Source organism: Mesorhizobium sp. BHscii, assembly GCF_053848065.1.
This window is the reverse complement of sequence record NZ_JBSPKW010000024.1, coordinates 52,298-67,281: the sequence shown is the minus strand read 5'-3', so window position 1 is coordinate 67,281 and position 14,984 is coordinate 52,298. Positions and strand designations below refer to the sequence as shown.

At 58.1% G+C, this 14,984-nt stretch carries 20 protein-coding genes and 3 pseudogenes; 11 read left to right on the top strand and 12 right to left on the bottom strand.

Annotation, left to right across the window (positions count from 1 at the left end; translation table 11 throughout):
• Positions 1 to 1,220: 1,220 nt before the first annotated feature.
• Positions 1,221 to 1,430 (bottom strand): hypothetical protein, encoded by a 210-nt coding sequence (locus ACWTU7_RS26510; RefSeq protein ID WP_029354275.1) that lies wholly within the window; start codon positions 1,428 to 1,430, stop codon positions 1,221 to 1,223.
• A gap of 129 nt (positions 1,431 to 1,559) precedes the next feature.
• Entirely contained in the window at positions 1,560 to 1,844 is a 285-nt protein-coding gene (locus ACWTU7_RS26505; protein WP_065009013.1) for a DUF982 domain-containing protein, read from the bottom strand.
• A 151-nt stretch (positions 1,845 to 1,995) separates the two neighbouring features.
• On the opposite strand from ACWTU7_RS26505, the pseudogene ACWTU7_RS26500 reads away from it, so the two are divergent.
• Together ACWTU7_RS26500 and ACWTU7_RS26495 are read left to right on the top strand one after the other, a co-directional pair.
• A pseudogene (locus ACWTU7_RS26500) lies at positions 1,996 to 2,229 on the top strand (IS481 family transposase); the annotation flags it as partial.
• A gap of 197 nt (positions 2,230 to 2,426) precedes the next feature.
• Positions 2,427 to 2,642: a hypothetical protein gene (locus ACWTU7_RS26495; RefSeq protein WP_455841499.1), complete on the top strand. Its 216-nt coding sequence runs from the start codon at positions 2,427 to 2,429 to the stop codon at positions 2,640 to 2,642.
• Between the two features lie 82 nt (positions 2,643 to 2,724).
• On the opposite strand, the gene ACWTU7_RS26490 is transcribed toward ACWTU7_RS26495, so the two are convergent.
• Both ACWTU7_RS26490 and ACWTU7_RS26485 read right to left on the bottom strand, forming a co-directional pair.
• Positions 2,725 to 3,096 (bottom strand): hypothetical protein, encoded by a 372-nt coding sequence (locus tag ACWTU7_RS26490; protein ID WP_455846554.1) that lies wholly within the window; start codon positions 3,094 to 3,096, stop codon positions 2,725 to 2,727.
• The gene (locus ACWTU7_RS26485; RefSeq protein ID WP_455846553.1) at positions 3,093 to 3,629 is read right to left on the bottom strand and encodes a hypothetical protein; all 537 of its coding nucleotides are present in this window, start codon (positions 3,627 to 3,629) and stop codon (positions 3,093 to 3,095) included. The genes ACWTU7_RS26490 and ACWTU7_RS26485 overlap by 4 nt, the downstream gene beginning before the upstream one ends.
• Positions 3,630 to 3,654: 25 nt before the next feature.
• Here ACWTU7_RS26485 and ACWTU7_RS26480 point away from each other — a divergent pair.
• Together ACWTU7_RS26480 and ACWTU7_RS26475 are read left to right on the top strand one after the other, a co-directional pair.
• A pseudogene (locus ACWTU7_RS26480) lies at positions 3,655 to 3,783 on the top strand (ABC transporter permease); the annotation flags it as partial.
• Positions 3,784 to 3,802: 19 nt separating this feature from the next.
• The gene (locus ACWTU7_RS26475; protein WP_455841151.1) at positions 3,803 to 4,354 is read left to right on the top strand and encodes a hypothetical protein; all 552 of its coding nucleotides are present in this window, start codon (positions 3,803 to 3,805) and stop codon (positions 4,352 to 4,354) included.
• Positions 4,355 to 4,564: 210 nt separating this feature from the next.
• Here the strand turns inward: ACWTU7_RS26475 and ACWTU7_RS26470 are convergent, their stop codons facing one another.
• Together ACWTU7_RS26470 and ACWTU7_RS26465 are read right to left on the bottom strand one after the other, a co-directional pair.
• Positions 4,565 to 5,236 (bottom strand): hypothetical protein, encoded by a 672-nt coding sequence (locus ACWTU7_RS26470; RefSeq protein ID WP_455841150.1) that lies wholly within the window; start codon positions 5,234 to 5,236, stop codon positions 4,565 to 4,567.
• Positions 5,237 to 6,118: 882 nt separating this feature from the next.
• Positions 6,119 to 6,999, bottom strand: a pseudogene (locus ACWTU7_RS26465) (ATP-dependent DNA ligase).
• A 103-nt stretch (positions 7,000 to 7,102) separates the two neighbouring features.
• Here ACWTU7_RS26465 and ACWTU7_RS26460 point away from each other — a divergent pair.
• Positions 7,103 to 7,243 (top strand): hypothetical protein, encoded by a 141-nt coding sequence (locus ACWTU7_RS26460; protein WP_455841149.1) that lies wholly within the window; start codon positions 7,103 to 7,105, stop codon positions 7,241 to 7,243.
• Between the two features lie 26 nt (positions 7,244 to 7,269).
• Positions 7,270 to 8,040, top strand: a complete 771-nt coding sequence (locus tag ACWTU7_RS26455) for a Crp/Fnr family transcriptional regulator (RefSeq protein ID WP_455841148.1) — start codon at positions 7,270 to 7,272, stop codon at positions 8,038 to 8,040.
• A gap of 23 nt (positions 8,041 to 8,063) precedes the next feature.
• On the opposite strand, the gene ACWTU7_RS26450 is transcribed toward ACWTU7_RS26455, so the two are convergent.
• The gene (locus tag ACWTU7_RS26450; RefSeq protein ID WP_135937384.1) at positions 8,064 to 8,243 is read right to left on the bottom strand and encodes a hypothetical protein; all 180 of its coding nucleotides are present in this window, start codon (positions 8,241 to 8,243) and stop codon (positions 8,064 to 8,066) included.
• 369 nt (positions 8,244 to 8,612) lie between these two features.
• Between ACWTU7_RS26450 and ACWTU7_RS26445 the strand changes: the two genes are divergently transcribed.
• On the top strand, positions 8,613 to 8,780 hold the full coding sequence (locus tag ACWTU7_RS26445) for a hypothetical protein (RefSeq protein ID WP_455841147.1): 168 nt from the start codon (positions 8,613 to 8,615) through the stop codon (positions 8,778 to 8,780).
• Between the two features lie 57 nt (positions 8,781 to 8,837).
• Here the strand turns inward: ACWTU7_RS26445 and ACWTU7_RS26440 are convergent, their stop codons facing one another.
• The 3 genes from ACWTU7_RS26440 to ACWTU7_RS26430 all read right to left on the bottom strand — a co-directional run bounded on the left by ACWTU7_RS26440 (position 8,838) and on the right by ACWTU7_RS26430 (position 10,949).
• Positions 8,838 to 9,290 carry a hypothetical protein gene (locus tag ACWTU7_RS26440; RefSeq protein WP_455841146.1) on the bottom strand — a complete coding sequence of 151 codons (453 nt, stop codon included), beginning with the start codon at positions 9,288 to 9,290 and terminating at the stop codon, positions 8,838 to 8,840.
• 145 nt (positions 9,291 to 9,435) lie between these two features.
• The gene (locus tag ACWTU7_RS26435) at positions 9,436 to 9,735 is read right to left on the bottom strand and encodes a hypothetical protein (protein WP_455841145.1); all 300 of its coding nucleotides are present in this window, start codon (positions 9,733 to 9,735) and stop codon (positions 9,436 to 9,438) included.
• Complete coding sequence (locus ACWTU7_RS26430; protein WP_455841144.1) at positions 9,735 to 10,949, bottom strand: N-acetylmuramidase domain-containing protein; 1,215 nt, start codon at positions 10,947 to 10,949, stop codon at positions 9,735 to 9,737. The genes ACWTU7_RS26435 and ACWTU7_RS26430 overlap by 1 nt, the downstream gene beginning before the upstream one ends.
• Before the next feature lie 114 nt (positions 10,950 to 11,063).
• Between ACWTU7_RS26430 and ACWTU7_RS26425 the strand changes: the two genes are divergently transcribed.
• Together ACWTU7_RS26425 and ACWTU7_RS26420 are read left to right on the top strand one after the other, a co-directional pair.
• Positions 11,064 to 11,696 carry a hypothetical protein gene (locus tag ACWTU7_RS26425; protein ID WP_455841143.1) on the top strand — a complete coding sequence of 211 codons (633 nt, stop codon included), beginning with the start codon at positions 11,064 to 11,066 and terminating at the stop codon, positions 11,694 to 11,696.
• A gap of 110 nt (positions 11,697 to 11,806) precedes the next feature.
• The gene (locus ACWTU7_RS26420) at positions 11,807 to 12,010 is read left to right on the top strand and encodes a hypothetical protein (RefSeq protein WP_455841142.1); all 204 of its coding nucleotides are present in this window, start codon (positions 11,807 to 11,809) and stop codon (positions 12,008 to 12,010) included.
• 247 nt (positions 12,011 to 12,257) lie between these two features.
• On the opposite strand, the gene ACWTU7_RS26415 is transcribed toward ACWTU7_RS26420, so the two are convergent.
• Positions 12,258 to 12,971, bottom strand: a complete 714-nt coding sequence (locus tag ACWTU7_RS26415; protein WP_455841141.1) for a class I SAM-dependent methyltransferase — start codon at positions 12,969 to 12,971, stop codon at positions 12,258 to 12,260.
• Positions 12,972 to 13,066: 95 nt separating this feature from the next.
• Between ACWTU7_RS26415 and ACWTU7_RS26410 the strand changes: the two genes are divergently transcribed.
• A complete protein-coding gene (locus tag ACWTU7_RS26410; RefSeq protein ID WP_455841140.1) occupies positions 13,067 to 13,477 on the top strand; it encodes a hypothetical protein in 411 nt (136 codons plus the stop codon).
• A gap of 218 nt (positions 13,478 to 13,695) precedes the next feature.
• On the top strand, positions 13,696 to 14,313 hold the full coding sequence (locus tag ACWTU7_RS26405; protein ID WP_455841139.1) for a hypothetical protein: 618 nt from the start codon (positions 13,696 to 13,698) through the stop codon (positions 14,311 to 14,313).
• Here ACWTU7_RS26405 and ACWTU7_RS26400 read toward each other — a convergent pair.
• Positions 14,285 to 14,887 (bottom strand): hypothetical protein, encoded by a 603-nt coding sequence (locus ACWTU7_RS26400; RefSeq protein WP_455841138.1) that lies wholly within the window; start codon positions 14,885 to 14,887, stop codon positions 14,285 to 14,287. The genes ACWTU7_RS26405 and ACWTU7_RS26400 overlap by 29 nt on opposite strands.
• Between the last annotated feature and the right edge of the window lie 97 nt (positions 14,888 to 14,984).

The window sequence follows — 14,984 nt, the reverse complement described above, 5'->3', positions numbered from 1 at the left end:
AAGCCCGCTGGTTGCTCGCTCCGGTCTTCGCCGTCTCCATCGCGTTCCTGGCGATTGGAATGGTCGTTAGCTAGGGCACAATCGGACTTTGACGATTGAACCGAAGAACGAAATTGAGATCTGCGCAGCTAAGTCCCTTCCTGCGCTGATAAAGGACCACCCGCCACTCCTCGATTTGGCGGGTGGTCCGAGCGAGCGCGACTGAGGCGTCCTCGTCGCTGGAGCCCAGCACCGAGGCGGGCGCAGCTCTTCCTCGCCACGGAGATGCCTGATGTGGAGCCTCATGCCGGGGCACAGCGCGGTTCGTCGCGGTTATTATGCCTTCGGTGTAGCCGGTCGCGCGGTTTTGAGTTTCTGACACCGGATTTTAGAGCACTCACCCGGCTCTCGACTTTCTCGAAGCGTTCTCGCAGCCGTGGATGCCCTAGCCATGGAATCCGCCAAAGCTACAAGCACGGATTCGTCCGCAGGTTTCGCGACAAAAGTACCGGCCTCACCGCGGCCCTCGATGTCCGTGGCACTATAAATTACAAAAGGGATATTACGGGCCACGAGTTCTTCAGCAACCGAAGAGCTGATGCAGTCCTGCAAGAGCACGTCCAGGATGACGACGTCAGGCTCAACAAAAATTTATCGTGCACGATTGCAACTTGGCTCTGAGGCCACCGCAAAGCCAGCCTCTCTGGGTGACGTCTCGATATCGATGACGATCATCGGCTCGTCCTCAAAGATGAGCGCTAGAGGCTTTCTCATGTCCTCCTCCTTGACGGGCAGGAGCACGATGTGCGCTGACCTCCCGGCAACGGCGCCCGGATAATCCATAATCCTGTCAGGATCAGAGTCCAAACTCATTTTTAACGAGCGAAAACAGTCGCGTCGCACCTAGTCTTCCCAAAGCCTTGGAAGCGAGCGTGCCGAAGATCGTCCTTGCCGCGCAAGTGCTTCACCCCGGTCTTGATCGGAAGGGGACACCGATCTCGCAGCTTGGTTCACAGGAGATGCGGCAGAAGCCGAAGGCCCTCCCCGAGTCGGCTGTTCCGTACGGAAGTCAAAAAGCCCGCCGCACCTTTCGGCACGGCGGGAGATCAGTCGTTCACCAGGCACAGGGTGGGCGGGGGTGGGTGTGCCCGGATCGTAGGAAATCCTACGCGCGCCGGCTGCATCTCGTCTACCAACCGGCGGTTGGGAGCATCAACTCGTAAGGCTTGCTTTACCCGGGCCTACCGCCCCAGAGCTTGTTTCGAAGCCGACAGAAGTTCTTCCTCGTCCACCACTCCCGCCATGTAATTGGCAATAATTCGGGACGCGAGCGACTCGCGCTGTTGTTCCGATTGGCCGTCAATCTTCAAACGATCGAACACGCGGCCAAGTAGCGCCAGCTCTGACGGGTTGAAAACACCCGAATCCTCTGCTCTTCCACGAAGCGGCATGACAAACCCCCTTCGCCCAGAGATTTTGTTCGTGCAGCATTATTATACACAAAAAAACCGCGCCCCGTTGCAGAATCGCAGACCCGAGATGCGCCCTAGCGGAAGATCGGCGAGCGGGCGAGGACGACCTCACATCAGATCTTCAGCAACCCCGTCGAATTTCTTGAGGCCTTCGCTTGGAGGCTTCTGCTTAAGCAGTCCCTGTGCAGTTGCAGCCGCCTCGAAAGCGGCGAACGCAGCCTGGTGACTGCAATGTCCGGCCAAGCATTCCTCGATCATTCGGATTGCTTCAAGTCGGGACGGCTTGTCCATGAATGGCCATGGTTGCTGAAGCGCTTTCGCAGCGTCGGCTATCGACGCGACCACCATCGGCCTGTGATTCAGGTAGATTGTAATCGGGATGAACGCCGTCATTTTTGTCGCTCCGCAGGATTGAAGGCGGTTAAACGCAAAGACATGGCGGTGGTTGCATGAACGTGCATCATCGTGAATTCAGAGCGCCGCCGCCCGAGCCTTTAGACACGACGCAATCGGAACTGGCCGAGCGATCAAGCGTATCGGTTCCCATGAGAAGGCGGTCACCGTCACCACCTGCGGGCGCATCTGCTACAATCGCAAGAAGATCAACCTCAGCCAGGTCTTCGCCGGCCAGACCGTCGGCGTCAAACAGGTCGAGGACCGAATCTGGCTGGCCAGCTTCATGGACTATGATCTGGGGTATTTCGACGATGAGACATGCAGACTGGAACCACTCGAGAACCCTTTCGGGCCGAAAGTGTTACCTATGTGTCCGGTATAAAATGTAATCTATGTGTCCGGAACGGACCCTGAAAATGCTGGCGATCCCGACAGGATTCGAACCTGTGACCATCGGCTTAGAAGGCCCAAAGCCGATCCCAGTTTTCTGCGGGTTTGCGCCTCATCTGTCTGTAAACCGAACCCATCAATCCGCTTACGAATTTGCCTTTGCTGTAAACGGAAATAGGGAAATAGAGCATGGCTGACCTAACGCCCGAGAAGCGCAAAACCGCGCTGGGAGAGATTGCCGGCCTTGGCCTCTTGACGCCAGACGGTGAACCTGTCCGGGCAGTGGACGCGCTCAAGCCGTGCTCGGTGGTCTACCCAGCATCGGTTGACGAGATGGCTTGTGTGTACCTCAATGAGGTCGGGGCCCTATCTGGGTTCGCCGCCGTCAATGGGATTGAGCCATGACCCTACGCACGATGATCACCATGGCCCCGGTAGGAGTGGTGGTGATTGGTGGATATTGGCTTGGGGTGCGGATGGGCTGGATCTAGCGCCAATCCGCCTTGACGATCCGTCGAGTGTAGGCGCGCTCGACCTCGACGGCCGCCTCCTCCTTTGTCTTGGCCGTCCCACGCGCGCCGCCTTCATGGCATGTCCAGAACCAGGTGCCTACTTCGGAGCCGTGCAGTCTTTTCATGATGCGGCCGACGCTGTCCTGCTGGAACTGTGCGGCAAAGTCATAGGGTGGTGACTGCCCGCCGATCACCGTCCTGCCCCATTGCAGCCAGGCGCGGGCGCCACGGTCAAGTACGAACCGGAAGGCATCCTCCTTCTTGTCGAACGTGCTCAGGATCGCGCTGCCGTCCACGACTTGCCAGCCGCGTTTATAGGCGAACCGGACCTTTAGGCGTTCGCTCATCCTCGGAACCGCTCGACGAACCACTCGATCTTGCCGCCGACCTTCATCGGCTTGTGGATCATGAGACGTTTCGGCAGATGTTCCGGATGCACTTCCAACAGCGTGATCTTGATCGACGGCTTGCACCGATCGCAGCTGAAAGTGAGGCTTTGTGGATCTCTGCCGCCGCCGAACACCATCATCAGATCGGCCGAGCGGTGGTAGCGCACGTTACCGCAACTGCATTCGGCCTTGACCAGCATGTTGTGCCGGGTCGCCTTGCCAAGGGTATCGATCGGATCATGCGCCATGAGAACGAATAAGGAACATTTTCCTTGATCGTCAAGACTGGCTGTGGAATCTTCCAACAAACTGAAGTGAGAAAATATTCGATGGGCGACGAGCTGATCCGCCTCCCCGGTGCAATGGAGCCCGTCACGCGCCCTGGGATTCAGCACCACAGGTGCGAGCATCCCGGCTGCGGCAAGAATGCAGGATGGGGCTTTGCCAAGCCGCGTCAGCCATCGCACTGGTTCTGTTTCGAGCAAGCGCAATGGGTGAGCCGGATCCACAAGGGGAGGCGTCGTGCCCTACCAGATCTTTTTGATGATGCCCTACGCGCTGTCGATCCTGGCCCTTATCCTGGTCGCGCGCCGCGCGACCTATCCGAAAGCGCTGATGATCCCTTACCAGAAAGGCGAAAGATGAGTTCTGACGGCATCGTAAGATGAGGAAGCTCTTAGCGCTAGCGCTCCTGATCGTTTCGCCGCCGCTCGCTTTTTACGGCTGGTTCGAAGTGAGCGTCCGCCGGATCGTGACTGAGCAAGGCCTTGACGGGAGCTATCGCAACGCCCTCAAGCATGCTTCGGCGTCTTCCTATCTCTATTCCGGACTGAGGCTTCTCGGGCTTTCGGAGGCAATAGCCGAAGAGATGGTCGTCCGGTGTGGAATGATCAATGAATTTGCTGAACTCTATGTGAAACGCGGAAAGCCTGACACGACTTTGGAAATCATGAAAGACCTACAGAACAATATGGTCGGTATCGGGGTCGCCAGATGGCTTGAGAACAATTCCGCCGAAACACGTGTCACTCTTTTCGTTGTATTGGGGCAGCAAGGTATCCTTGCCTTGTCCCAAAACACGCTAGGTTTTTCAGACTCCAGGGAATCGGCGGCTGACTATCCAGGCGCTAAAAAGTGGTTCATGGCGCGGCGGGAGCAGATCGACCGGGATGTGCAATCCGCATTGGACATAGTCGCTCGGCGCAACGGCATTTGATTGGAACGTCTATGGGCGAAAGATGAGTTTTTGACCTGATCGTCAAGGGCTGCATCCTGCCCGACGGAAACACCACCGAGCCAAAGGGGAACATTTTATGAGAAGCCGGCAACGCCGCGTTGGTTACCTTCGACAGCCAGACTTGGAGCATACCCGCGGTTGTATGCGCCATCGACAGGATCGCTAAAACGGTCTTTCGACACGCTGTTGTCATAGTTTCCTCCAGAACCGGTCGTTGAGAACATTCCGCATTGGATCGCCGAACGCCAAATTCTTGTTCAGCGGGATGCATGCTTTTCCAGACTTGAGACAAGGAAGCAGCCTGGTAATTCGGCGCTCGGTCACTTTTTCATCGGTGATTTCAAGCGTGATGCGCTTGAGCGCCACTCCCGGCCCGAAGGTGGCGGCGAGATTGTCGGGATCGACCTTGGTGACGGTCTTCGGGTCGGCGATGTCGGTAAAGGTGACCAGAAGAGGATATTTCTCGCGTGGCACATCGCGCACCTCGCGTATCTGTTCGAGAAAGGCTGGCCTCTCATTGCCGATGATTCCAACAGGGATAAAGAGCGACAACGCTCTGCTCGCTTCGCCGTCTAGTAGCGCGAACAAATATCTGCCGGGAGCAATTTCGACAAAAGACGCTTCTCCCTTAATGCTGCTGTGCAGGCCGCCGGCACCGTCTACGGGAATCCACTTTGGTTCCGTAGTGGCATGAACCGCGACCACGCTTCCGCCGGACACGATTCCCGCCGGCGTCTCGACACTAAGGGTCAGCTTCTGATGCCAATCCCAGCTTTGGAAGCCGAGCGCTCGCCAGCCTGCCGCGCCCGTCGCAAGCAATACCGCCGCAACAATTGCCAATTTGACGGCAGCCTGCGCCATCAGCAACTCCCAGCTACCAGTGCAGCCGAGCCACTGCCAAGTGAATTTCCCGTCACGATGGCGTTCCCGCCCTCTATAGCGAACGGGTTTTGGCAAAGGCGTTCTGCGAGCACATGAGCCGACACAGCCATTACAATCGCCATGCCTGGCATGTCGGGGCTCTGGCTCTTTACGCAGTCGGCCGCTTCAGCAGGAGCTGGTAGCAGAATCCCTAGGAGAATTGGCAGGGCCAAACTAAATTGCATGTTATCTCGCCCGGTTACGCACCCGCTCACCACCTTGCGCGCGCTCACCCGCTCACAGTGCATGCAACGGCTCGCCCGCCATGACTCCCACCTTTGGCATCGTAAGGACTAGTCCTTACCAGAGGTCGGCACCGCTGAGAGGATCAATCCGTCGAGATCGAACACTGAACTACTTGACCCGTTGCTTTGTCACGAACCCTTTTCGAAAACACGCGATGAAGGCCCATTGCGCGTGATTCAGCTTCACTGCTCGCAACGAAATCGGGAGTGCCGACATGCATTCGCCAGCGAATGTCTCTGGGGACAGGTTTCCACGTAACTTTTGATCCATAGGCCGCTTTGCCCGGAGCTGTGCTATCGAACCGGCAGTCGATTGCTGCGGGCATCATGCCTTTCTTAGCCATCGCTTCGTCAACCCTGGCAAAATTTGACTTCGTAAGCCATCGATTCGCACCGCTAGTTGAAACTGTAGTGCACCCTCCCAGAGATATGCTCGATATCAAAAGCCCGATGGCCAATGCGCTGCCTACGGATGACCGCCGATTGCCTTCCTGATTCTGTTTCACACCCGCCCCTCAGACTGAAAGTAGTTCGGGCTAGATAGGACGTCGGCGGGAAACAACGCAAGGCCACCTTTTTAGTATTCCTCCCAAAAATCCTGCAGCGAGGCGTGCCGAAGGTCTTCCTGGCCCCGGAGGTGCTTCACGCGGGCTTTGATCCCGGCTTGACCCACTGAGTTGCCAGCCGCTTCATGCCCCTCGGCGCCGGCCCGGCGTGCTCCTGGACGCGCTTCCATAGGCGCTCGCGGATCGCCCGGTTCGAATTGATGAAGGCCGAGCCGACATATTTGCGCGTGCCAATTTCGCCCATCAGGGCGAAAGCCGGCTTGCCAGCCTCACGCTCGACACCAAGCAACTCGAACTCGCCAACCGCGAAGCATTTCGCCTTCAGCCAGTTGGTCGACGGGCCGCTGCGGTACTTGCTGTCCCGGCGTTTGGAGACCATGCCCTCTAGGCCGGCCTGGTCGACCAGGTGATAAATCGCCTTGGCGTCCCCAGGCAGATCCTGGCTGAACTGGATGCGAATATCAGACGGGAGGATGGCAGCGAGGATTTCGCGGCGTTCCTCCAGCGCCATGTCCCGCAGATCATGGCCGTTGAGGTGCAGAAGATCGAAGGCGACGAAATAGAGGTCATGCTGGCGCCGCGTAATCGCCTTGCGCAGTTCCGCGTAGTCCGACAGGCCGGCCCCATTGAGGACTACGATCTCGCCGTCGATGATTGCGTTCTCGACGTCGAGCGTATTGGCGGCCGCAGCGAGATCCCGGTATTTCGCGGTCCAGTCCAGCCCGCGCCGGGTGAAGATGCGAACGCCGCCGGCGTCTATGATGATCTGTGAGCGGTAGCCGTCGAACTTGACCTCATGGATCCAGGCGTCGCCTTCCGGAGGCTTGTCGACCAGGGTCGGCATCAACGGTTCGATGAACTGCAACCGACCTTCGCCGGAACGCTTACGCATACTGGAACCCCACGCCACAGACGCGACTCAAGGCACGAATGGCGATTCAGTTCCGGAACATTTTAGCCAAATTGAATATTATGACTGGTAAGGAGTGGCACCCATGCTGATCAAGGTCTGTCCGCAATGCACAGGCGATGGCTTCCGGCGTTTTCCTATAAATTACATCGACGATCGCTACGACATCGCCGATGCCACCAAGATTGCATCGAGCCGATCCCTGCTTAACTGTGTTCAATTGTAATCTCACGTGCATGCGGGAGGATGCGAATGATCGACGGGAGCTGTACCGCCCTGATCCGAAAGCTCGAGCACTTCAGGAAGCTTTCTGATGAAGACAAGCAGGTGCTTGCCGGGAGCGTGGCCAAATCCGTAGAGTTCTCGGCCGGCAGCGACATCATCACATACGGCGAGAAGCCCACCCACGTCCATCTGCTGGTTGACGGCTGGGCCGGACGCTACAAGCTCCTACCGGAGGGCGGCCGGAACATCATGGCCTATCTTATTCCGGGGGATCTCTGCGACGTGAATGTCGCATTGCTCGATGAGATGGATCATTCGATTGGAGCACTGTCGCCATGCACGGTCGCCCTAATCCCGCTCGACACCGTTCGTGAGATGATGGACGAGAACAGGACGTTGGCCCAAGCCCTTTGGTGGGCCGATTTGGTCGACGAAGCGGTGCTTCGCGAATGGCTGGTAACGGTAGGGTCGCGTGGGGCGCAGCAGCGCGTCGGTCACTTGATTTGCGAGATGCTGATACGCACCGCAGCCGTCGGCTTGGCACGAGACAACAGTTTCGACCTGCCGCTGACTCAGCAGGAACTTGCTGACAGCATGGGAATGTCATTGGTCCATATGAACCGGGCGCTTCAAGGCCTACGGGGCAAAGGGCTCATTAAAAGTGAAGGCAAGCGGATCACCGTCAAGAACGTGAACGGCCTCATGCAGTTTGCGGCATTCGATCCGCTATACCTTCACCAACAGGCAAAACAGTTCAAGGACACGCAATCAGGTTCGTTGACCTCGGCCGCGCGATGAATTTCTGTCGCGAGCTCCGAGTGTCAACGCCGCGATGTCAGCACCCGCGCCTCACGGATCAATGAATTCCAGTTGGTGCCGATCAGTTCTATTAGCACCCGGGCATCAGCCTCCGAGATGCCTGTTTGCTCGGCCAGTCGCCGGGCCAGCGCTTCGCGGGCAGACCCGGCGCCAGGGCTTCCCTTGCCAGCATCTTCGCTCATAAGCGTTCCTTTTGATCCGAACGCCGAACGAAGCCGGAAGTTTCGCTAAAGACAGACGGAGAAGCGAAAAAATCCGCGCCGGCCGATTTCGGGCAGACGTTGCCTTAAGACAAAAAGAGTGACAGCGAAAGAAAGCCCGCGCCCTCCGGGAGAGAGCGCGAGCTTGATCGGAGGACACCGATCGCAGCATCGGTCTGCGAGAGATGCTGCAGGCACCGAACTTTCTTCTCCGGGTTGCGTTCCATCCAGACACGCAAAAGGCCCGCCCCGGCGTGAGCCGAGGCGGGCGATGGTTGAAGAACGAAAGACGAAGGGTGTCAGCCGTAGAATACCCACATCCGAGCGACACCAACTGCCACGATCCACAGGGTGAAGAAAGCCACTCCACCCAGACCAATGCTCCAGAACCGCCAGCCGCTGCCGATGATACTTGGCCGCGCAGTAATGCTGGAGATAAAGATCGCGGCAGGCAAGGCCAGCAAGGCCAAGATCAAGAAGAATAGTTCTGCTGCCAATCGCGTCATGTTTGAAATTTAACAGGGGGTACTAGAACAGTAAAGCGTCGTTGAGAATTTTTCAGAAATGCGGCCAGGGTCAGCGCTCCGGCGGCGAGCGATTCCTTTGCTCGGCAATCGCCTGCATCGTGGCGGTGAGCGCGGATACCGCATTTGACAAGCCGACGATGCTGTCTTGCACCCTGTCGAGGCGGGTAAGTGTGGCGGCCTGAAACTTATCGCTTGAAGCGGAGTCTTGCGCCTGCTTGGTCTCAACTGAGATCAAGCGCTCGTTGACCTTGCCGGCTTGATCGATGGCGGATTGCGCCGCCTTCTCCACCGTCTCCACGCGTGCCGTCGTTAGCTTCGCCTGGTTCTCTGTCGCCTCGCGCTGCGAAGCGATCTTCTGATCCTGGGTGTCAAATTTTCCATCGAGATATTGCCCGCCCAGCCAGGCGACGAAGCCTATGAGGGGCAGCGAGAGCGCCATCGACACTCGCGCTATGGCAAGAAGCAAGACGTTCTCTGCTATCTTCTGTGCGTTTCCGCTCATGTCGTCACCTTCCACAAGCCCAGCCCCTTTCTGGAATGCACTGCGTTATTTCCAGCACTTGCGGCGCTGGCCATTGCGATCGTTGCCGATCACCCGCTCGTAGCCAGGCCGATCGGCGCCGATCAGCGCCACGGTGCCTTCAGGGCTAAGGCTGTTCTTCTGGAACCCCGCGCAGCTGCTCGCAGGCGCCGACTGGCATGCCACTCCCGCGCAGGCCAGAAACACAAAGATCATAGTCGGACATGCCGTGAAGCAACGCATTGTCGCCCTTCCTTTCGAGTTCGGCTTTGAGATCGGCCGCCGCGACTTCGGCGACGCGGCGGCTGTAGCCGGCGTTGTCGCCCTTGCCCTGGCCGACGAGATAAGCGACCGGCACCGCCGCGATAAGCGTGCCGAGCGCGATGGGTTTCCAGTTCTTGAGTGCGATGGCCAGGAGCTCGAGCATCAGCGCCGTGCCCCGGTCTTGAACGCCTCGACGCCCTTGGCCTCGCCGTGGCGGGCAATGAGGAACAGGCCGCCGGCGACGCCGGCGATCGCCAGCATCCAGACCCAGCCGGGCACGTCGCCGGCGGCATCCTTGACCGGCTGCATGACGCCGGAAGCCTCGTCGAGATTGCCGAGAATGCCGTCGAAGAACGTGCCGATCGTCGCGGGAATACCCACGACGGCCGCCACGACCTTGGTCAGCCAGTTGGTGCGAACCTCAGGCACCTTCTCGCGCACCACTTCAGGCGGGGCTTCGCTGCGCGCCGGCGCAATCACGCGTGGCTTGGCCTTCTGCAGGGCGAGCAGCAGCGCATCGTCGATGCCATCGCCTGCCGGCAAGCCATTCTCGGCACGGAAGGCGCGGATCGCCGTCGCCGTCATCGTGCCGATCTTGCCGTCGACGCCGCCGACCTCGGTGTAGCCGAGATCCTTGAGCTGCTGCTGAACACGCGCGACCGTTTCCTTGTCGAGGGTCGGGAGAGAAGCAGGGGCGGGAGCGGGCTTTGGCTGGGCCGGTGAGGCTGGAGCGGTGGCTGGCGGGGCTGCCTTGTGCGCGGCAGCGCCAGGCTTATAGGGCGTGTCGCTGATCTTCTGCCACTTTGCGAAGGCCGTGGCGAGTTTCGCATCGTAGCGGTTTTTCTTGTAGCCAGGACCGTTCCACGTCCGGGCAACCACTGACCAGCGATGCGCCTTGAGGTCGTCGTCGACCTTCCAGGCCACAAGCAGCTTCACCGTCGCCTCGAGGTGCGCCGCCTCATCGGCCATGAACGCCTGCACCATGGCCTGCACGGTCGAGAATCCGGCGGCCTTGTGGTTTTCGCCGAGGATCTGGGTCAGGCCCCATGACGCCGATTTCAGCGCCGCTGTCTCGTCGATCGCCATGGCCGCGACCAGGCGCGGATAGCTGTCCTTCGGATAGGGCTTCGCGCCCCATTTGGCGTAGGCAAGACCGGCCTTGACGGCAGCGCTGCGCTTCGCGCCGGTGAGATTGCGATAAAAGACATGCGGCTCGAACAGCAGCTTCGGCCGGCCGGCGCGGTCGAAGCCGGATCCGGCCGCCTCGACGTCCATGAAGGCGTGGATCTCGTCCTCGCCGACCCCGATCGTCGCGCCGATGCGCGGAATGTCGATATCGGTGATGCGCTTGGCGGCGCCCTTGAACGTGCTGTCCATAAGGAGATCCTTTCCGCCCTCGCGGGCAGGTTGTTTGGTTTTCGAATGTGGTTAGGATCGGCGGCGAAAGGCGGTCCGGCCTCTCAGGCGGCCAGTGACACGGGAGCAAATCGCATGAGTTCTCGAACAAAGGCTGCAATCAATGAGGCGTTCGGAGATCAGATCGCAGCGCTTCGCACGTCCGCCAAAGCCTATGACGAAGGATCAAAATGGGAAGCCAAAAGGCTTGCGGTTTGCGTCTCTATCCTCGTCCATGACAAAAAAGGACGGGCAGTATCCATGTTTACTCAGATGGGGATGAAGGAGCATCTCGAGTTCGTAAGCACAGCAGGTGCCCTTACCCCGGGGAACGCAGCACCAGAATTTCCGCTGGCGGTACTGGTGCCTACCCAATCAATCGCCGAATATGTGCCGCTTTGTACTATGTATTCGACTTTGGAGTGCAGGGCCTTTTCATTCGCACTTTGGTGGGAGCAGCCGATTCTCCGTGCACAAAACAACGATATCTTAACCAGAAGAACACTCGTGATGTCCTTGCGCGACCAAGACGGAGGTGCTCATTTTGATACCTCCCTCAGTCCCATCTATCGAGGATTTGCTGCCGAGCATAAAGGCGGCTTTTTCATCGTTCACGCCGACGATGGCCGCCAGGAGCCGATGCCTTTTGGGCCACACTATGCGTCGATGCGGCAGATCGCCTGGGAGATCGAGGCAACTTTAGCTCGCGCGACGCACGCTGAGCATTGACAAAGGCTCGGTCCGGCTCGCCGGTCTGCTTCCTACGCGATGGTCGCCCTCGCGGGCAGGTTGTGCGGTTTGGGATTTTTCGGTAAGGCTCAGCCTGTTCGGGAGGCTGGATGATCAATTTTTACTTGGCGAAGATGCGCGGCGGCGAGGCTTTGGCAATCACCGCCGTTGCCGCCGGAAGCGACATCCTTGCGGCGCTGGTCGCCTTCGACCGGCCGGTTAGGCCAGCGCGGAAGCCGGCAAGTGCTAACGCGGAATGGCTTCTCATCACCCATATCGCCAGCGGCCGGACCAGCGAGTTTCTGTTCGCGTGAAGTTGAGTTGACTGCTCAGCCGGATGACGATTTGTTTTGCGCTGCACAATCTGGCGGAAATCAAATGACGTTGCGGATCAAGTTGCCTGGAGGCACCCTGAAGGTGAAAACCTATCGAGAGCTGCGAACGCGGGAGCGTGATCGGCGGGTCCCAGTTATGAAGCTAGGCTCTATGTACCTGATTTGGTGGTCGAACAAGCAGGGGCCAGACGTCGACAAGACTAAGCTTGGGTAAACAAACACAACACTATTTTGACGAGCAGAGTGCTCCGGCCATGTACGCCATGTTGCGCACTGCGGTCTTCGGCGCGAACCTGAGAAATTCGGTTCGCAGCTTGTATTTCAACCACCCTTTTGACGGTCCGGCCAAGTGCTGCTCATAAGCGAGATCGTGGGCAAACGTCATCATCCTCTCAACTTGGAGACCGGACGTCTTGAGCAGGTTTTCAAAGGTCAAAGGTGTGTAGAAATTGATGTGCCCATAGGGCCCGGACATGCGGATCGCCTTGCTGAGATTCCGCGTATGCTCCAAGGGTATCTCGATATAAAGCTTCTTGCAGACCCTAGCAGCCTCCATCAAAAACATCCGCTCGTGCTCGACATGTTCAACGACGTGGATGGCAAGACCCAGATCAAAAGACTTGTCAGGATGCGGGATGTGGTAGCCATCGAAGATGTCTAGGCTGGCAAGGTTGGCGATCTTCCTGGCCTTGATCGCCTCGACGCCGCTCGTCGATATCTCAACCGCCCCAAGAACCTTCCCGAGGCCCTTCTTGTTCAGCTTGTCCAACACAGCTCCCTCGCCGGCACCGATGTCGAGTATTTTCTCGAACTTTTGCCCGGCTATGATCGCCTCGATGTGCCCGACAGACTGCTTGGAAGCGATCTCCCTTTTCGCGGCCACCTTCCCATCAGTGTAGTAGTCGTCATAGATGGCAATGATGCTATCGGCGTTGGCCATGAACCCCCCTTACGAACCACCCGGCGACGGCGCCGCGATCCTTGGGGCAGCATTTACCAGATCGACCAACGCGACAAAAGCCAGAGTTTTCGGTAGTGGGTCAGTTTGAAATTCCGCTCCGAAGCGAAAGAAGCCTAGAAACCAATGGTTCGCGGGCCTTATCGAAAGAAACTGAATTGAGGCAGAGAACGTTCAGCGACAGGCAAATCAAAGAGTTTCTGCAACTGCATCTGACAAAATACCCAGATGCCATTGAACGTATGCATTTCGTCATGAAACATCCGTTTCGGGATAATGACGAGCAAATGTCCAGAAGTACGCGAGAAATTCTGGATACAGCGCAACACCTAGCGTTTTTCCATGCCCATGCGCAGGAAATGCCCAAAGATCGCCTCGTGAAAGTCGCCGACCCATACTATCACGCACGCTACGACATCGAATCCGACGTGATCGCTTATGTCGCCGCCATGCTCGGCCCCATAGGTTCCTATGATGTCGAGGAATGATGCTGGCAATTTCAAACTGACCCACTACCGAGTTTTCGCTTCCCTTTCAAATCGTCATCGTCTCGTGCTATCGACCGAGTCCCGCCGCTGGCCTCCTAAGGGGATTTCCGATGCTGAGAGTGCTCAAAAAAGTCACGCCGCTGAGGCAGATGTACTATCGGTATCTGATCGCCAAAGGCATCGGCGGCCAGTCCGACGAGGGGCAAATCCTTTTGAGGTTGGCCAAGGAGACCGCCGCGCCGAAAACCTTCATCGAATTCGGGTTTCATCCGATCCAGTTCAACTGCGCCGCCCTGATGAACTCGTTTGACGGTCTGCTCATCGATGCGAACAGTGAGCAGGTCGCCGATGCGAGGGCGGTGCTCCCCTCCAACGTCCGCATCGAGGAGCGGTTTCTCGATCTGAACAACCTCGACTTTATTCGCAAGGCCTTCCCGAAGGTCGGCGTGCTCTCGATCGACATCGACGGGAACGATTATTGGTTCCTCGAAAAACTGCTGGACATCGAGCCGTCGGTTATCTCGATTGAATACAATCCGAGCTTCTTAAACCGTTCGATCTCCGTCGTTTACGACCCCATTTTCGACCGCCATAAAAAGCATTCCACGGCCTGGTATCATGGCGCTTCGCTGACCGCGATGGCTAAGCTTTGCGCGACCAGGGGTTACGGCCTCGCGGCCGTGTCTAACGGCGGCGTCAATGCTTTTTTTACCAAGACCGGAAAACTCGATCCGAAGAGGGCATGGAGGCCGTCTGAGCTGAGGGCGAAGTGGTCGGGCACCACACCGCAGCAGCAGTGGGACGCCGTCAAACATCTGCCCTTTGTCGAGATTTAGCCCGCACCGCCTCGATGCATTCGACCAGCAGAGGTCGCCAGTGCCGATAGCCGATCTCTGAGATGTGGACACCATCTGAAAAGCCGACCGAAACCTCTAGGCCGGCTTTCGCGATCGACGCCCTGAACTTGGCGTCCATATCGAAAACGATCGCCCGACTAGCTACGGCGCGGATTTCATGGTTCTGGCGTTCGATCAAGTCCCGGCTAAAACGATCGACATGCACGCCTACTCTGTCGGGCTCCGTGATCGTCAGGATCGCAAGCGGGATGTCGAGGCTGGCGCGTATGATAGCATCCAACACCGACCTGAAATAAATCGTTCTCGATTGCAGGTCATCGCCCTCGCGCCATTCGGCGTCATTAATGCCAACACCGACTACGATCCCGCCGACCTTGTCCCACAAGCCGTTCGACTTAACGCGGCTGGCGATCGCCAAAACATCAGCTATCCGAGATCGGCCGACGGCGCCCATTATCACGTTTGGGGTGTTGATCTGAGCCTGAGACGTTGCCACCAGGCTATCGCCCAACAACAGGATTGAGGGCTCCCGCGACCTGTTCAACTGAGCCATCAACTCAGCTTCCCGATCGGCTCGCGACCTTCCGAGGGCCGCCCTCATAATGCCAATGGCCGGCTTAAGTGCCCGATGCATGTTAACCCCCTAGGCG

Excerpts from the sequence above, each read along its gene's own strand:
- ACWTU7_RS26510 (WP_029354275.1), bottom strand. The coding sequence starts at position 1,430 with ATGCCGCTTCGTGGAAGAGCAGAGGATTCGGGTGTTTTCAACCCGTCA.
- ACWTU7_RS26505 (WP_065009013.1), bottom strand. The coding sequence starts at position 1,844 with ATGACGGCGTTCATCCCGATTACAATCTACCTGAATCACAGGCCGATG.
- ACWTU7_RS26495 (WP_455841499.1), top strand. The coding sequence starts at position 2,427 with ATGGCTGACCTAACGCCCGAGAAGCGCAAAACCGCGCTGGGAGAGATT.
- ACWTU7_RS26490 (WP_455846554.1), bottom strand. The coding sequence starts at position 3,096 with ATGAGCGAACGCCTAAAGGTCCGGTTCGCCTATAAACGCGGCTGGCAA.
- ACWTU7_RS26475 (WP_455841151.1), top strand. The coding sequence starts at position 3,803 with ATGAGGAAGCTCTTAGCGCTAGCGCTCCTGATCGTTTCGCCGCCGCTC.
- ACWTU7_RS26470 (WP_455841150.1), bottom strand. The coding sequence starts at position 5,236 with ATGGCGCAGGCTGCCGTCAAATTGGCAATTGTTGCGGCGGTATTGCTT.
- ACWTU7_RS26460 (WP_455841149.1), top strand. The coding sequence starts at position 7,103 with ATGCTGATCAAGGTCTGTCCGCAATGCACAGGCGATGGCTTCCGGCGT.
- ACWTU7_RS26455 (WP_455841148.1), top strand. The coding sequence starts at position 7,270 with ATGATCGACGGGAGCTGTACCGCCCTGATCCGAAAGCTCGAGCACTTC.
- ACWTU7_RS26450 (WP_135937384.1), bottom strand. The coding sequence starts at position 8,243 with ATGAGCGAAGATGCTGGCAAGGGAAGCCCTGGCGCCGGGTCTGCCCGC.
- ACWTU7_RS26440 (WP_455841146.1), bottom strand. The coding sequence starts at position 9,290 with ATGAGCGGAAACGCACAGAAGATAGCAGAGAACGTCTTGCTTCTTGCC.
- ACWTU7_RS26435 (WP_455841145.1), bottom strand. The coding sequence starts at position 9,735 with ATGCTCGAGCTCCTGGCCATCGCACTCAAGAACTGGAAACCCATCGCG.
- ACWTU7_RS26430 (WP_455841144.1), bottom strand. The coding sequence starts at position 10,949 with ATGGACAGCACGTTCAAGGGCGCCGCCAAGCGCATCACCGATATCGAC.
- ACWTU7_RS26425 (WP_455841143.1), top strand. The coding sequence starts at position 11,064 with ATGAGTTCTCGAACAAAGGCTGCAATCAATGAGGCGTTCGGAGATCAG.
- ACWTU7_RS26420 (WP_455841142.1), top strand. The coding sequence starts at position 11,807 with ATGATCAATTTTTACTTGGCGAAGATGCGCGGCGGCGAGGCTTTGGCA.
- ACWTU7_RS26415 (WP_455841141.1), bottom strand. The coding sequence starts at position 12,971 with ATGGCCAACGCCGATAGCATCATTGCCATCTATGACGACTACTACACT.
- ACWTU7_RS26400 (WP_455841138.1), bottom strand. The coding sequence starts at position 14,887 with ATGGCTCAGTTGAACAGGTCGCGGGAGCCCTCAATCCTGTTGTTGGGC.